At 57.8% G+C, this 14,442-nt stretch carries 18 protein-coding genes; 4 read left to right on the top strand and 14 right to left on the bottom strand.

Features of this window, described 5'->3' with window-relative positions:
* Positions 1-179: 179 nt before the first annotated feature.
* Genes BN1189_RS06060 through BN1189_RS06050 form a run of 3 tightly spaced genes read right to left on the bottom strand, consistent with a single transcriptional unit; the run spans position 180 to position 2,193 of the window.
* Positions 180-1,181: a sodium:calcium antiporter gene (locus BN1189_RS06060; protein WP_040226541.1), complete on the bottom strand. Its 1,002-nt coding sequence runs from the start codon at positions 1,179-1,181 to the stop codon at positions 180-182.
* A complete protein-coding gene (locus BN1189_RS06055) occupies positions 1,181-1,633 on the bottom strand; it encodes a YaiI/YqxD family protein (protein WP_040226540.1) in 453 nt (150 codons plus the stop codon). Before BN1189_RS06055 ends, BN1189_RS06060 begins: the two co-directional genes overlap by 1 nt.
* Entirely contained in the window at positions 1,630-2,193 is a 564-nt protein-coding gene (locus BN1189_RS06050; RefSeq protein WP_040226539.1) for an AAA family ATPase, read from the bottom strand. The genes BN1189_RS06055 and BN1189_RS06050 overlap by 4 nt, the downstream gene beginning before the upstream one ends.
* 109 nt (positions 2,194-2,302) lie before the next feature.
* Between BN1189_RS06050 and BN1189_RS06045 the strand changes: the two genes are divergently transcribed.
* Entirely contained in the window at positions 2,303-2,989 is a 687-nt protein-coding gene (locus BN1189_RS06045) for a hypothetical protein (protein ID WP_257125388.1), read from the top strand.
* Between the two features lie 37 nt (positions 2,990-3,026).
* Here the strand turns inward: BN1189_RS06045 and BN1189_RS06040 are convergent, their stop codons facing one another.
* The 8 genes from BN1189_RS06040 to BN1189_RS06005 form a co-directional block, all read right to left on the bottom strand.
* On the bottom strand, positions 3,027-3,323 hold the full coding sequence (locus BN1189_RS06040; protein WP_052455672.1) for a rhodanese-like domain-containing protein: 297 nt from the start codon (positions 3,321-3,323) through the stop codon (positions 3,027-3,029).
* Positions 3,324-3,382: 59 nt separating this feature from the next.
* Complete coding sequence (locus tag BN1189_RS06035; protein WP_257125387.1) at positions 3,383-4,186, bottom strand: sulfite exporter TauE/SafE family protein; 804 nt, start codon at positions 4,184-4,186, stop codon at positions 3,383-3,385.
* Complete coding sequence (locus BN1189_RS06030; protein ID WP_040226533.1) at positions 4,183-4,536, bottom strand: rhodanese-like domain-containing protein; 354 nt, start codon at positions 4,534-4,536, stop codon at positions 4,183-4,185. The genes BN1189_RS06035 and BN1189_RS06030 overlap by 4 nt, the downstream gene beginning before the upstream one ends.
* Positions 4,537-4,559: 23 nt before the next feature.
* Positions 4,560-4,820 carry a metal-sensitive transcriptional regulator gene (locus tag BN1189_RS06025; RefSeq protein ID WP_040226529.1) on the bottom strand — a complete coding sequence of 87 codons (261 nt, stop codon included), beginning with the start codon at positions 4,818-4,820 and terminating at the stop codon, positions 4,560-4,562.
* 56 nt (positions 4,821-4,876) lie between these two features.
* Positions 4,877-6,280: an MBL fold metallo-hydrolase gene (locus tag BN1189_RS06020; RefSeq protein WP_040226527.1), complete on the bottom strand. Its 1,404-nt coding sequence runs from the start codon at positions 6,278-6,280 to the stop codon at positions 4,877-4,879.
* 246 nt (positions 6,281-6,526) lie between these two features.
* A complete protein-coding gene (locus BN1189_RS06015) occupies positions 6,527-7,387 on the bottom strand; it encodes an MBL fold metallo-hydrolase (RefSeq protein ID WP_040226525.1) in 861 nt (286 codons plus the stop codon).
* A 139-nt stretch (positions 7,388-7,526) separates the two neighbouring features.
* Positions 7,527-8,174 carry a hypothetical protein gene (locus tag BN1189_RS06010; protein WP_040226524.1) on the bottom strand — a complete coding sequence of 216 codons (648 nt, stop codon included), beginning with the start codon at positions 8,172-8,174 and terminating at the stop codon, positions 7,527-7,529.
* 130 nt (positions 8,175-8,304) lie between these two features.
* The gene (locus tag BN1189_RS06005; protein ID WP_040226522.1) at positions 8,305-8,859 is read right to left on the bottom strand and encodes a biotin transporter BioY; all 555 of its coding nucleotides are present in this window, start codon (positions 8,857-8,859) and stop codon (positions 8,305-8,307) included.
* Between the two features lie 110 nt (positions 8,860-8,969).
* Here BN1189_RS06005 and BN1189_RS06000 point away from each other — a divergent pair, with 110 nt between their 5' ends.
* Positions 8,970-9,299: a CHY zinc finger protein gene (locus tag BN1189_RS06000; RefSeq protein ID WP_040226520.1), complete on the top strand. Its 330-nt coding sequence runs from the start codon at positions 8,970-8,972 to the stop codon at positions 9,297-9,299.
* A 45-nt stretch (positions 9,300-9,344) separates the two neighbouring features.
* Here the strand turns inward: BN1189_RS06000 and BN1189_RS05995 are convergent, their stop codons facing one another.
* Positions 9,345-10,433, bottom strand: a complete 1,089-nt coding sequence (locus tag BN1189_RS05995; RefSeq protein ID WP_040226518.1) for an AI-2E family transporter — start codon at positions 10,431-10,433, stop codon at positions 9,345-9,347.
* Positions 10,434-10,666: 233 nt separating this feature from the next.
* On the opposite strand from BN1189_RS05995, the gene BN1189_RS05990 reads away from it, so the two are divergent.
* Entirely contained in the window at positions 10,667-11,335 is a 669-nt protein-coding gene (locus tag BN1189_RS05990) for a GntR family transcriptional regulator (RefSeq protein ID WP_040226517.1), read from the top strand.
* A 434-nt stretch (positions 11,336-11,769) separates the two neighbouring features.
* Here BN1189_RS05990 and brnQ read toward each other — a convergent pair whose 3' ends face one another.
* Positions 11,770-13,134: a branched-chain amino acid transport system II carrier protein gene (gene brnQ / locus BN1189_RS05985; RefSeq protein ID WP_040226516.1), complete on the bottom strand. Its 1,365-nt coding sequence runs from the start codon at positions 13,132-13,134 to the stop codon at positions 11,770-11,772.
* A gap of 240 nt (positions 13,135-13,374) precedes the next feature.
* On the opposite strand from brnQ, the gene BN1189_RS05980 reads away from it, so the two are divergent.
* Complete coding sequence (locus BN1189_RS05980; RefSeq protein ID WP_040226515.1) at positions 13,375-13,581, top strand: hypothetical protein; 207 nt, start codon at positions 13,375-13,377, stop codon at positions 13,579-13,581.
* Between the two features lie 110 nt (positions 13,582-13,691).
* On the opposite strand, the gene tatC is transcribed toward BN1189_RS05980, so the two are convergent.
* On the bottom strand, positions 13,692-14,442 hold a 751-nt coding region (tatC, locus tag BN1189_RS05975; protein ID WP_052455671.1), incomplete at its 5' end, for a twin-arginine translocase subunit TatC.

Raw genomic sequence — 14,442 nt, 5'->3', positions numbered from 1 at the left:
GCCTCGCTCCGCTCACACTCACCTCATGAACACGCTCCAACGCGAAGGCACTTCAATCGATTCACCAAAATAAGCCCGCCCCGGAGTCCGGGGCGGGCTTATGGTCAGGGGAACGTTATCTTTATCCGCCGAAACGTTATCTTTATCCGCCGCCATGCCCCCACGTCCTCACGCCACGCCTACCCCTGGAACATCAGATACGATGCGACGAAGTAGCCGACGATGATGAGTGCGGACGGCAGGGCGTACGAAAAGTTGGATTTCGTCCGGCGCCGGGCGAGGGCGAACAGGATGACCGCGGACAGGGCGAGCACGACGAGCGCGGTGATGCGGTGCGACGGGTCGCCGGCGGAGAGCACGGGGCCGTCGCGGTAGAAGAGGTCGGCGAGGAAGATGATCAGCATGTTGAACATGTTTGAGCCGAGGATCCCGCCGAGCGCCAGGTTGACGTTGCGGAATTTGAGCGCGACATACACCGAGACGGCTTCCGGGAGCGAGGTGGTCGCCGCGATGAGGAAGCTGCCGACGAAGCTTGAGCCGAGTCCGGTGATGACGGCGATCCGGTCGCCCATGATGGAGAGGACCGTGCCGGCGCCCATGATGAGGAGTGCTGCCAGGCTGAAGCCGATGATCGCGCGACGGACGGTGACGTCTTCATTTCCGGTGGCGGTTTCTTCGGCCAGATCGTGGGCCGGAGCGGCCGGCTCGCCGGACAGGTTCCGGGAGACGCGGCCGACGATCACCATGCCGGCCGCGTAGATGAGGACGAGGACGATGGCGTCCAGTCCGACGCCGAGCACCGACCAGCCGGGATGGAATGTGAGCGACAGGTACGTGATCGCCATGAGCACGAAGCCGGTGCCGGCCGTGTACAGGTGGCTGCGTCCGGCCTGTTCGAGCAGGTGGTTTTTCCTGTAGAACAGGTCGAAGCAGGCGAAGATGAACAAGTTGAACATGTTCGAGCCGACGACGTTCCCGATCGCGATGTCAGGGTTGTCAATGAGGACGGCCGAGATGCTCGTCGTTACTTCGGGGAGCGATGTCGCGCCCGCCAGCAGGAGCGTCCCGACGAGCAGGCCGCCCATCGCGGTTTTCGTGCTGAGCACGTCCGCGTAATTTGATAGTTTGATGGCGGCGAACACCGTTACTGCCGCCGCTAGGATGAACCAGACAAACGCCATCACTGTTCTTCCCTTCCCGTGCGCTCGTGGATGAGCGCTTCCAGATTCCGTTCAAATTGGATGTTCGCTTCGGGCCTCCGCTTTTTCGGGCCTTTCATGCGGCCGCCCGCATCCCGGACTTTCCGGGAGAAGTGGCGGCTGGCGAGGAGGGAGTCGATGTTCCCTTCCGTGTAGAGCCGGCCGTTCTGGTCGATCGGGCGGCCGCCTTTTGCGAGGACCATTGCAGCCAGGCCATAATCCTGGGTGACGACGATATCCCCTTTGTCCACCCGGTTCACGAGCGAAAAGTCGACCGAGTCGGCACCTTTTGAGACGATGATCGTCTCCGCGCCCTCCCGGAACATCTCATGCGCTGTGTCGCAGAGGAGGAGGACGGGGACCCCGAGTCGGCCCGCCGTCCGGATCGTTTCATTCACGACGGGACAGCCGTCCGCGTCGACGAGGATTTTCATGCGCGCCGCCCCTTTCCTCGGGAAATATCCAGGATCCGTCCGATGACCGGTTCGACATCTTTTCCGTGATGGACCGTCAGCAGATGATCCGCTTCCCCGGCGGACGGCCCGGTTGCGGGGTACGCCTTCAGCTGGCGGTCAAGCAGGTCGCCGAACGTCAGGCTCACCCGGAAGATGTTCGTGCTCCTCGTACTTCTGCGGATGCGCAGGCGCAGCATGTCTTCTGACAGATTGAAAAAGACGAGGACGGTCGTGAACCCTTTTTCCTTGTAGTAATCGAGCCACGTCCGACGGTCCTCCCCGCTCAGGTTCGAGTTCGAAATGATGAGGTGGCAGTCCGTGTTTTCCACGGCATGCTCGGCGACCGTGCGGGTCAGGGCGTTTTTGATGAGATTTGGCCCGTTTTTCGGGAGAAGCTGCGGGTAGTACTTGTTCAAAAACTTCGCCTGAAGGTCCTGGTCGATCACGACCGAACCGGGAAGTTCTCCGGCAAGCATATGTGCAAATGTCGTTTTCCCGCTGTGCGTTTTTCCGACAGTCATTACGGCTAACCGTTCCAAGGGCTGACCCCCTTTCTCCCGGATTTCTCTTTTAAACATAGCATAGCATTCCTTATTCAGCATGGCGCGCGTGCGCTATAATGGTCCTATGATGAACTTGACGCCCGATATGAAAAGGCAACTGAATAGTTACAGCATCTACCTTGGGGAACCCGCCCATCCTCTGTTTACCCTGAAATCGCTGAAAGAAGATCCGTCCGCCGCGCTCGATCTCGTGCAGGCCGTGAGCCGGACAAAAAACCGGACGGTCGCGGCTTCCTTCTTCACCCGCCGGCTCGGCATGTTCACAGCGATGCAGCTGTACATGCTCATCGTCTACGAAGAGATCTGGGAAGGGCCGGATGAGGAGCTCGGGTTCGGGGCGATCGAGGAATACGGCAACCTGACCGTCAGCCAGTTTCTCACCGGCGGGACGTTCCGGCCGGCCGATCCGGACGAACACCGGGGAACGGTCCGGGCCATTTTGCGAACCTATGTGAAAGACGTGTCCGACCCGCTGCGCACCGTGTCGCCCGCCTCTTCCCTCACCCACTGGGAGAATATGTTCGGCTTCCTCCTCTATCATTTCCATGTATTGCTCAACGATCCATACACGGCCGCAGAGGCGCAGGCGGTGCTGGACATCCTGAAGGACGGCCGGACGTGGGAAGGCCTCGCCAAGGAATCGCTTTTCGCGCGTTATCTCCAGGACCGGCGCCCGTCGGATCTCCTGAACACGACGGTCCGCACGACCTGCTGCCACTCGAAAGATGTCCCCGGCCTCATGCAGTGCGGATTTTGCCCGCTGAAGAAATAAAGGCAGCCTCCCGTTTCGCAGGGGGCTGCCTTTTCTGTTATTCCACCGGTCCGTCCCATTCGCCCATGCCGGGCGCCACGCGGATCAGGTTCTTGCGGCCGAGCGTTTCGAGCGTGTCGCAGGCCATGCCGGCGCGGCCGCCCGAACGGCACATGATGTAGACGTCGCCTTCCGCCGGAATCTCATCCGCACGGTCTTCAATCTGTCCGAGCGGGATGCTGACAGCGCCCGGTGCATGGCCGGCCGCGAATTCATCCGGTTCACGTACGTCGATCAGCGTCACTTTCCCGATTTGTGCAACTTCGAGGTATTCTTCGTTTGTGATGGTTTTCATTTACGATTTCTCTCCTTTTTGGCTGGTCACCATTCTCTCATTTCCCTATCCCCGCACGGTCAAATCCACTCCATGATCAGGGTGCGCCAAATGTTGAGCGCAGTCGCGGCGATCAGGACGGCGAGGATCCATTTCAGCATGTTCGTGTTGATCTTCTGTCCAACCTTCGCCCCGAGCGGCGAAGCGATGAGGCTGGCGATCGTCAGGATGACCGCAGGCCAGAGCAGCACCTGGCCGGTGAACACTTTGCCCGCGGTCGAGCCGATCGACGAGATGAACGTGACGGCGAGTGACGTGGCGATCGTCGTGCGCGCCGGAATGCGCAGCACCGTCAGCATGATCGGCACGAGAAGGAATGATCCCCCCGCACCGACGATTCCCGCGCTCACCCCGACGATGAATGCCAGGACAGCCGCAATCGGCACCGAAAACTCCACTTCGCCGTCCGTCTTTTCCTCCGATTTCTTTTGCGGGATGAACATGAGCACAGCCGCAATGACGGCCAAAATTCCGTAGACGACATTGACGGCGAGCTCGCTCATGCCCGAGGAGCCGAATCCGCCGAGGAAACTGCCGGCGATGACGGCGATCCCCATCGTGATGATCAGTTTTTTGTTCAGATAGCCGCTGTTCCGGTAAGCCCATACGCCGCCGATCGTCGCAAAGATGACCTGGACGGCGCTGATCCCTGCGACTTCATGGGCGGTGAACGCGGCGAAGCCGAGCATCGGCGGGATATAAAGCAGCATCGGGTAATTCACGATGGCCCCGCCGATCCCGACAAGGCCGGAGATGAATGAGCCGGCGAATCCGATGGCGAAGATCGCCAGGATGAACGGGAGCGTCAAGTCCCCAAAACTCAACCGTTCCAGGCTCCCATGCCGCCCCGGATGTTCACGACATTTTCAAATCCCTGTTTTTTAAGAATGCGTGCCGCCTGTGCGCTGCGCATCCCGCTCTGGCAGATGACGACCGTCTCTTTCGACTTGTCGAGCGAAGAGGCCTTCTGCGGCAGCGTGTTCAGCGGGATGTTCTTGAATTCCTTGATGTGGCGGCCTTTGTATTCGGCAGGGGTCCGGACATCGATGAACTGCTTCGTTTGATCGCCGAGCATGCCTTTCAGTGCTTGCGTGTCCGCCGTCCGGACGCCCTTTGCCGGCTTGAGGCGCCAGATGAGGAACAGGACGATGGCCGCAATGATGATCCATTTCATATCGGTTTTCGCTTCCTTCCGGTTCAGTTCGATTTGACGAGAAGATCGATCGCTTCCTGGACGTGCGCGCTCGTATCCTCGCCGGATTCGATGCTTTCCCGCACGCATGTCTCCAGATTCGTGCTGACGACGACGCCGATGGTCCGATCGAGCGCGCTCTTGATCGCCCGAAGCTGCATCACGACCTCTCTGCAGTCCCGCCCCTCCTCCATCATCTGGAGGACGCCTTTCACTTGCCCTTCGACACGGCGCAAACGGTTTTTGACTTTCTGGTCGTATTCCATCTGTCTGCTCCTTCCCGGACCGGTCCGGCGTTGCCTCGCCTCGGCGGTCCGTCGCTTTACTTCACTATAGCATGGCCTTCCTGTTCATACTTTCCGAAGCCGCCGGCCAGATGTTCCACTTCACGGAATCCGCGGGCCTTCAGGATGCTTGCCGCGATCGCCGACCGGGCGCCGCTCTGGCAATGAACGAGGAGCCGGCGGTCTCCCGGCAGCTCTTCGTCCCGGAGATGGCCGAGGAAATAGTGGACGGCCTCCGGCATGCGGCCGGCTGCCCATTCCGAATCATTCCGGACGTCGAGCACGTATGCCCGGCCATCTTTCTTCGCCTCTTCGAATTGATCCGCCGACAAGGTTGCATACGCGTCCGTTTCTCCTGCCGCGAGGGCTGCTTGCGGCCGGACGAACGCCCGGATGCGGTCGAGATGGATTGATTCCAATGCGTGGCGGATTTCATCTTCCAGGCCTTCTTCTGCAACGATCAAGAGAGATTCACCATAGCCGATCAGCCATCCCGCCCAGTTCACGAACGATTTGTTGAACGGGATATTGATCGACCCTTTCACGAGCGCCTTTTCCGCTTCGGCCGCAGGGCGCGTGTCGAGGACGAGGGCATGGTCCCCTTCTGCGAGCCGGCTGAACCGTTCCGGGTCTTCGATGACGGGGATCGGTCCGCCTCCAAGAAGCGCCGGCCCTTCCTTGTTCACTTTCTTCATCATGGCAAAGTAGGCCGGGGCTTCCGGCTGGCCGTCGAGAAGCCGGTCGGCGAAGGCTTTTTCATCGTTCTCTTTCATCGCCCAGTTGAACCGCTTCTCATAGCCGACGGTCGTGACCGGGACTGCGCCGAGCGACTTGCCGCATGCCGATCCCGCGCCGTGGCCCGGCCAGACGATCAGATAATCCGGCAGTTCCTTGAATTTCTGCACGGAATGAAACATCTGACGCGCCCCTTCGGCTGCCGTATCGGCAATGCCGGCCGCCTTCTCCAGCAGGTCCGGCCGTCCGACGTCGCCGACGAACACGAAATCGCCGGTGAAGATGCCCATCGGCTCGTCCGCACCGCCGCCCCTGTCCGTCAGGATGAATGATAGGCTCTCCGGCGTATGCCCCGGTGTGTGCATGACTTTGAATTCGATGTTGCCGATCGAGAAGACATCCCCGTCTTTCAGCAAGACGGCATCGACGCCATCGAGGTAGCTGTAGTGCCAGTCCTCCCCGCCTTCATCTGAAAGATAAAGCGTGGCGTCGAGGTCGTGGGCGAGCTGCCGGGCGCCCGATGTGAAGTCCGCGTGGATATGCGTTTCCGCAGCAGCTGAAATGTGGAGCCCTTCCTTGGCGGCACGTGCAATGATTTCTTCCGAGTGCCGGGGAGGGTCGATGATGACGGCCTCTCCGGTCCGCTGGCAGCCGACGAGATACGCATACTGCGCCAGCCGTTCGTCAAAAAATGATTGGAAAAACATCTTTTTACCTCTCCTCCCGGATTGATCGATATACCTCATGGGGTAAGTTGAATATACACCCCGGGGTATATCTCCGTCAACCATCCTGTTTCGGGAGGAGAATTGCGCGTTCGCCAATATGACCGTGTAAGACCGGGAAGCGTTGGCGGGATCCGCCACCCGGTTGCCCGCAACAAAACCGGCCGGCCGGCAGCCAGCACAAAAACCTGCATACGGATCTCCGCTGCAGGTCTGAAACAGGCTCATTCACTTGTCTTGGTCGTCGACCCATTTCCCGTGATCCGGGACGGCCAGTTCCTTGAAGCGGGCGGCCAGTTGACCGAGATGCTCCTGGAGGTATTCGCCGCTCACCGGGACGCCGTGGCCGGTGAGCGCCATCTGCGGCTGAAGCATGGCCAGCGCCTTGACCGACTGCTCGGCGGATTCCCAGTCCGGGGTCAAATAAACCGGCGGGCCGCTGATCTCAAGTTCCTGGGTCATCACTTTATACAGGGAGTCCTGCTTCACCGTGACGAACGCATCCCCGGCGATGAGGGCGCCGTCCGATTCGCGGAACAGCGACACATGGCCCTCCGAGTGCCCCGGTGTATGGATCCAGCGCCAGCCCGGCATATGGGGGACCGTGCCGTCCGCCGGCAGTTCGCGGGCCCGGCCGCCGATGTCGACGGCTTCGGTCGGGAACATCTTGGACATTTTGGCGACCATGCCGCCTTCGACCGTCATGTCGGGATCCGGATAATCTTTCTTCCCGGTGATGTACGGAATCTCCAGCGGGTGTGCGTAGACCGGCACGTCCCATTTCTCGAGAATATCAATCAGTCCGCCGACATGGTCGAAGTGGGCGTGCGTCATAATGATCGCCTTCGGCGGGTTGTTTTCGCCGAACCGGGTTTCCGCTTCCTCGATCACCTTCCCGCCCGCTTTCGGCATGCCGGCATCGATCAGGACCCATTCATTGCCGGGGCCGGGCTTGCCGTAGAAAATCACATTGACAATCTGGACAGTGAAGCTGTACAAGTCCTCGCCCATCGGCACGCCGTCCCCGCTGTTGACGGACGTGACGGGCTGCATCCGTTCCGTGGACGAACTTCTCTCCATATGGTCCATCGTATGATTCCCTCCTGTTTGTTCGTTCATCTTCTACCTTTCCCGCTTTTCGGAGAATCACACTATGCCCATGACAAAAACACGATTCCTTTTCAAAAAGCCCGGCGCGGCACTGATGCCGACCGCCGGACTTTCCGTTTCATTCGCCTTCGCCCATTTCGTTTTCCATCTCTTCAAGCACCTCGGGGAATTGCAGTTCATTGAAGATTTCTCCGGTCTCTTCGTCCTTCATCCGGACATTGACGCGGAGATCATCCGCCTTCACGCCGTCGAACAGCTGATAATACATCCCGGCAAATCCGACTCCGAACAATGAGAAGCCGTCGAAGGAGTTCTCATACTGCTCCCGGTCCACCGTCACGGTGAATTCCCGATATTTCCGGCCGGCTTCCACACTCCGGATGGACGGATATTCGTCTCCTTCCAGTTCAGCGGTGAGCTCGTCGATCCCTTCAGTGAGTTCGCCCATCATTTCCTTGTGCTCGGCTTTCGTCATTTTGAATGAGACGGACCCGTCCGGATTTTTGACCGCTTCCGCTTCTCCTTCTTCATTTGCCTGCCGGACGGCTTCGTCCACGTCTTCTCCTTCAAAGAACGAAGCCGGCACGGTCACTTCCACATTGAAAATCCCTTTATCGACTTCGACCGGTCCTTCATCCGCTTTTTCCTCGGCTGTTTCCTCCGCCGCGTTTTCATCGGCCGGTGCGGTTTTCCCGTCCGCTTCTTCTTCCTTGTCGCCGCAGCCCGCGAGCAGGACAATCAATATCAGCATTAACCATTTTTTCATTTTGAAAACTCCCATCTTGTTGAAGTGGCTCTATCTTAACAGAGCCGGAAGGTTGGACCTTTCCGCATATCGGGAACGGTCCTTTCCATTCAAAAAGCCTCCCGCCAACGCGGAAGGCCTGAAAGTCTATTTACCGCAGAGCGGCGGGCAGCAGCCTGGCTGATGCAAGCCGGTTCCGGACGAGGACGCCGACCACCGCCGCGAATCCGGCTTTGATGAGATCCGGAATGATGAACGGCAGCATGCCGCCGGCGAACGCACCGGACCACGGGAGGCTGCCCATGTATTTGAGCCACACCGTGCCGGCAAGCAGGATGAACATCGCACCGACCACGGTCGCCGCAACGGCTGCCGCTGTCCGTCCGCCTCCTTTTTCGAAAATCCAGCCGATCAGGAAAGCGGCCGGGATATAGCTGAGGATGAACCCGCCCGTCGGTCCGAAGATGATGCCGAGTCCCGCCTTCATGCCGGCGAACACCGGAATGCCGATCGTCCCGAGCAGGACATACAAAACGGCCGCCAGCGTTCCGTAACGTTTTCCGAGAATAATGGCCATCAGCGGCAGGACGAGTGTCTGGGCGGTAAACGGAACCGGCGGCACCGGGATGATGATCTGAGCCCCCACCCCCATGAGCGCGGCGAACAGTGCCGCGAGGATCATCATTTTCAGCCGTTCATTTCCCATTTTTCATTTCCCCTTCTTGCGTAAACTTTTATCTTCTTTCAGTTAACTAATATCATGATATATAATAGTAGAAAAGCAGTCAACCTGTTTTTGACAAGGAGGGATGCGGAGTGCGGATCCACGGTGAGGAGATAAAGGGGCCGGTCATCGATGGGGAAACACGATGTGCGCATTATCACAGGGACAACGACCGCATTGCGATCAAGTTCTTCTGCTGCGGAGACTGGTTTCCGTGCCATGCCTGCCATGAAGAAGCCGGCTGCGGAAGCCCGGAAGTGTGGCCGAAAGACCGTTTTGACGAGCGGGCGGTGCTGTGCGGCGGCTGCGGCCATCAGCTCACTGTCCGGGAGTATCTGGAAGGGGAACCGTCCTGCCCGGAATGCGGAACGTCGTTCAATCCGGGCTGCAAGCTGCACCGGGCGCTTTATTTCGAAAAATGAGCAATCAAAAACCGCGGTGCCAGACCGCGGTTTCATGGTGTTTGATTATTTGGCGGCGACGTCGCTCGTGGCTGCCTGCCGGATCTCCTTCCGGCGTTCATACAGATTGCCGATGATCACCTTGCCGACCGCATAAACCGGCACGGCGAGCAGGATGCCGACGAAGCCGGCGATGTTGCCTGCCGCGAGGATGACCGTGATGACCGTGAGCGGGTGGATGTCGAGCGATTTCCCCATGACATTCGGGGTGATCAGGTTGCTCTCGATCTGCTGAGCGGCGAGCATGACGATGCCGACGCCGATGAGCAGCTTAGGATCCTGGATCAGGGCGATCAGCAAGGCAGGAACAACCGAAACCCATGGACCGATGAACGGGACGAGGTTCATGAACAAGCCGAAAATCGCGAGGATGAGCGCGTACTCGAGGCCGATGACCAGATAGCCGATGAGCAGCATGATGCCGACACACAGGCTGACGAGCATCTGTCCCTGGATATACGTGCTCAGTGTCCTGTTCACATCCTTCAGCGTCCGGACGACGAACGCCTTCGTATCCCCCCTGAAGAATTTGCTGACGAACGGGATGAACTTTTCATGGTCTTTCAGCATGTAGACGAGGAAGAACGGCACGAGCACCAGCATGAAGACCGTCTGGAAAAGCCCCGTCAGAAACGAGACCAGCCCCCCGCCGAGACTCATGGTGATCTCGTTCGCCTTCTCCTTGGCCGTCTCGATCCCGTTTTCAATGAAGTCCGGCCACTCATCACGCCGGTCCAGCACGTAATCGACGGCTTCCTTGACATCTTCCTGGATCTCCGGCAGGTTTTCCACGAATGCATTGACCTGCTTGTTGATCATCGGTCCGACCATGGCGTAAAGCCCCCAGAACACGCCGACGATGAGGAGAAGCGCACTCAGGATGCTCGCCCAGCGCGGAAACTTATGCTTCTCAAGGAACCGCTGGACCGGCTCGGTCAAATAGTAGAGGACCCCGCCGACGAGAAGCGGCAGGAAAATCGTCTTCAGGATGATGCCGATCGGCGAGAAGATGCCTTTTATATTGATGAAGAAATGAATGATCAGCAAGGCGAGCAGAATTCCGACTCCCGCCTGGAACCAGAGTTTCTTAGTCATTTGGTGCTCCTTCCGTTCTTTGCGTTTGCTTTAAGTATACCTGTTCATACGACCGCGGGCATACAAGGTTTCAAAATAAAATCGGCATTCGGCGGATCGCCGGAAGTCGTTTCCGACAACTGCTTTTCAGGGCGACAGGACCCAAATACTGTATTTGGCCCGGCATGCCTGCTGGTTTTGATGTATAATCGCTTCATCATACCCATTTTTTTCAGGGACAGGGGTGAACAGAAATGCCGATTCCTTCAGACCACTCAAAACCCGTGCGGCTCTCTGCGAAGGAAGCCGCCTATAATCAATTGCAGCACTGGATCATCGACGGGACGCTCCGGCCGGGAGAAAAGCTCAACGACCTGGAGATCGCCAAGGCGCTCGGCGTGAGCCGGACCCCCGTCAGGGAATCCCTCCAGCTTCTGGAGACCCGGGGATTCGTCAAGATGTATCCGGGCAAGGCGACCCAGGTGACGGAAGTCGATCCGGAAGCGATCAACGACCTGCTGCCTCCCCTCGCCGCGCTCCAGGCACTGTCCGCGGAAACCGCCACGCCGAAACTGGATGCGGATACCGCCCGCCGGCTGGCCGAGGTGAATGAACGGTTTTCGGAAGCCGTCCGATCAGGCAACGATGAAGACGCCATCCGGGTGGACGAGGACTTCCACCAGATCATCGTCGACACGGCTGAAAACCCGTATATCCTGGCGATGGTGGACAACCTCCAGGCCCACGTGCGCCGGCAATTCTTCCACGACGCCATCGTCCTCCGGGAACAGTCCGTCAAAGAACACGAAGCGATCATCGAGGCAATGTCGGCCGGCGACGGCGAACGGGCCGCCGCCCTCATGAAAACAAACTGGCTCTCCGCCATCGGAGAACTAAAAGCCACCCGCACGAACGAGTCGTGAAACAGTCGTGATGGCGCGGGGAATTGCAATAAGGAGTGTGGAAATTAGAACGGGGGATTTGCAATTAGAGTCGCAGATTTGCAATTAGAACAGGGGAATTGCAATTAGAGAGGCAAATTTGCAATTAGAATCATGAATTTGCAATTAGAGAGACTGATTTGCAATTAGAGATCTGTTAACCTCTCAGCTTAGATAAACAACGTTTTGCCGCAGATACACAACGTTTTTCTTTAGATAAACAACGTTTCCTCCCAGATACACAACGTTTATTAAGGAAGTGAATACTCGACACTGTGAAGTCGACACTCCCCTTGAGAATGTTGATACTCACCATGCAGAAGTTGACACTCCCGGCCACAAGGTTGACACTCGAACCGGACTATAAGGAAAGGGACCGCCGATACTCCAGGCGGTCCCTTTTTTCTGATTCCTCTTCAAGCCTCCGCGCTTTCAAGTTTCGATGAAAGGCCGAGTGCCCGGGAGATGATGGCGGTGATTACGGTGACGGCGACAACCGGGACGACCCAGCCGAGGCCGTCTTCGTAGAGCGGCAGGTGTTCATTAAAGAATGAAAGCACCGGTTCGAGCCAGGCGAACTCTGTTTCTAGCGACTTGGCAAGGGCGCTCAGTCCGTCAACGAGACCGATGACAAACGCCGTCGCCGTCGCAGCCATGTACACGAGCCGCGCATGATTGAAGAGCGGCGAAGTGAAGGTCAGAAGCAGGAGGGAGATGGCCAGCGGGTACAGGAACATGAGCACCGGCACCGAATAGGTAATGATGTTCGACAGGCCGAAATTGGCCACGACGAACGAGAATACGGTGAACACGACGACCCATTTTTTGTAGCCGACCGCCGGGATGAGCGTATGGAAATACTCACCGCAGGACGAGATGAGCCCGATGGCGGTGGTCAGGCAGGCGAGCGTGATGACCACCGCCATGAGGACCGTCCCGAGACTCCCGAAGTAATACTCGGCTGCACTGCTGAGCACCGGCCCGCCGGTCTCAAAAAGACCAAAGCGCTCGACGCTCGTTCCGCCGATCCAGGCGATGCCGATGTAAAGGATCGCCAGAAGCGAGATGGCTGTCAGCCCCGCTTTGAATGTCGCGCTCAGAATGCCTTTCCGGGTGGTGACCCCCATCCCCTTGATGGCACTGATGACGATGATGGCGAACACGAGTGCCGCAATGGCGTCCATCGTGTTGTAGCCTTCGGTGAACCCGTTGAGGAACGGCTCCGCCGCGTACGCCGGGCTCGCTTCCCCGAGGGCGCCCATCGGTTTGAACACGGCGATGCCGATCAGCACAATCAACAGGACGACGATGCCGGGTGCCAGAACCTTTCCGATCCGGTCAACGATTTTTGCCGGGTTCAGAGAAAGCCATAGCGTGACGGCAAAGAAGATCAGTGTAAACAGGAACAGGGGAACGGCCCCCGCTCCTTCGCCCACAAACGGCATAATGCCGATCTCATAGGCGACAGCGCCTGTCCGGGGCCCTGCAAAAAATGGTCCGATCGTCAGATACAGTACAGACGAGAACAAGGCGCCGTATACCGGATGGACCCGGCTGGACAGTTCCAGCAGGTTCCGGCTGCCGGAATAGCCGATTGCCAGAACGCTCAGGAACGGCAGTCCGACCCCCGTGATCAGAAATCCGATGAGCGACGGCCACAGCTGATCTCCCGCAAGCTGCCCGAGCTGAGCCGGGAAAATGAGGTTGCCGGCCCCGAAAAATAGAGCAAACAGCATGACGCCGATAATAAAGTAATTGGAAAAGGGAAGTTTCTCTTGCATGCAAACATGATTCCTTTCTGTCCGATTTGAATTTTATAACCGAATATTCTGATAGAAATCGGCTGAATTCGACAGATACCGCCAACCAGCGTCCTCAATCCTACTACGAATGTTCCGTGAACGCAATATTTTCAGTCTCGTCTTTCCGGTCTGTCGAAAATTGGACATGACATTTCCGTTTATCCCCACCCAATCCGGGAATACATAAGCCAGACGCTACGCACAAGGAGGACAAACAACATGAAGAATAAAGCGATGCTTGCAGCAGTCGGACTCGGTGCGGCCTATCTGATGCGGAACAAAGACTCCCGGGACAAGCTGAAAAAACAGTTCAATGACTTTTCGGGCGGCGGAAATCAAAACACCCCGAAGCACCAGTCCCAGATGAACAACGGAAAATCTCAGTCACAGAAAAAAGGCGGCCTGCTCACCAGCTTCTTTGATTGAGGCAGCCGAAAACCCGGAGATCTCCGGGTTTTTTTATATGAAGAGCCATCAGAAAAGCAGACGGACGGGACTTGAAGATCCCATCCGTCTGCTTATTTAAGTTGAGTTCATCATTCAGCGGCAGCCGCGGCCTGCTTCCGTTCTGTCTTCATGACGAGCCAGATGCTAGCCTCATACAGGACGGCCATCGGAATGAGGACGAGGAGCTGGCTGATGAAATCAGGCGGCGTGATGAGCGCCGAAATGACCGCAATGGAGACATACGACCACTTTCTGACCTTCTTCATCGAATCGGCGGTGAGCAGGCCGATCGCCCCGAGGAAGAGCGCGACGATCGGCAGTTCAAACAGCAGGCCGATCGGCATCGTCGTCATTAGAAGGAAGCGCATGTACTCCTGAGCCGATACCATGACGTCGAAGTTCGCCGCTCCCAGTCCAAGCAGGAAGCCGTAGCTGAGCGGGTGGATGACAAAGTATCCGAAAGCCACTCCTCCCAGGAAGAGAAGGAGCATCACCGGCGAATAAAGGCCGATGAACTTCGCTTCTTTTTCATTCAGCCCCGGCTTGATGAACTGCCAGATGAAATGGCAGAGGAACGGGAGCGACAGGCCAAGCGCGATCGCCCCTGACATGGTCATGTAAAACTTGACGACTTCCAGCGGACCCAGAATGACGAGTTCGTGTCCTTTTGTAACATACGGGAACCAGAGATTGATCGTCGAGAAAACACCGATGAAAAATGCGAGGAAGACGACGGTCACTTTGATGAGCGCCTTCCGCAGATCATCGAGATGGGTCATGTACGTCTCATGGAGCCCCCCGTCACCGGGATCCGGTTCCGGACCGGCGGGCTGCTTCCCC

Origin of the sequence: Bhargavaea cecembensis (assembly GCF_000826125.2) — a bacterium.
In the GTDB taxonomy this organism is placed as follows: domain Bacteria; phylum Bacillota; class Bacilli; order Bacillales_A; family Planococcaceae; genus Bhargavaea; species Bhargavaea cecembensis_B.
This window is presented reverse-complemented; position numbering and strand designations above follow the sequence as displayed.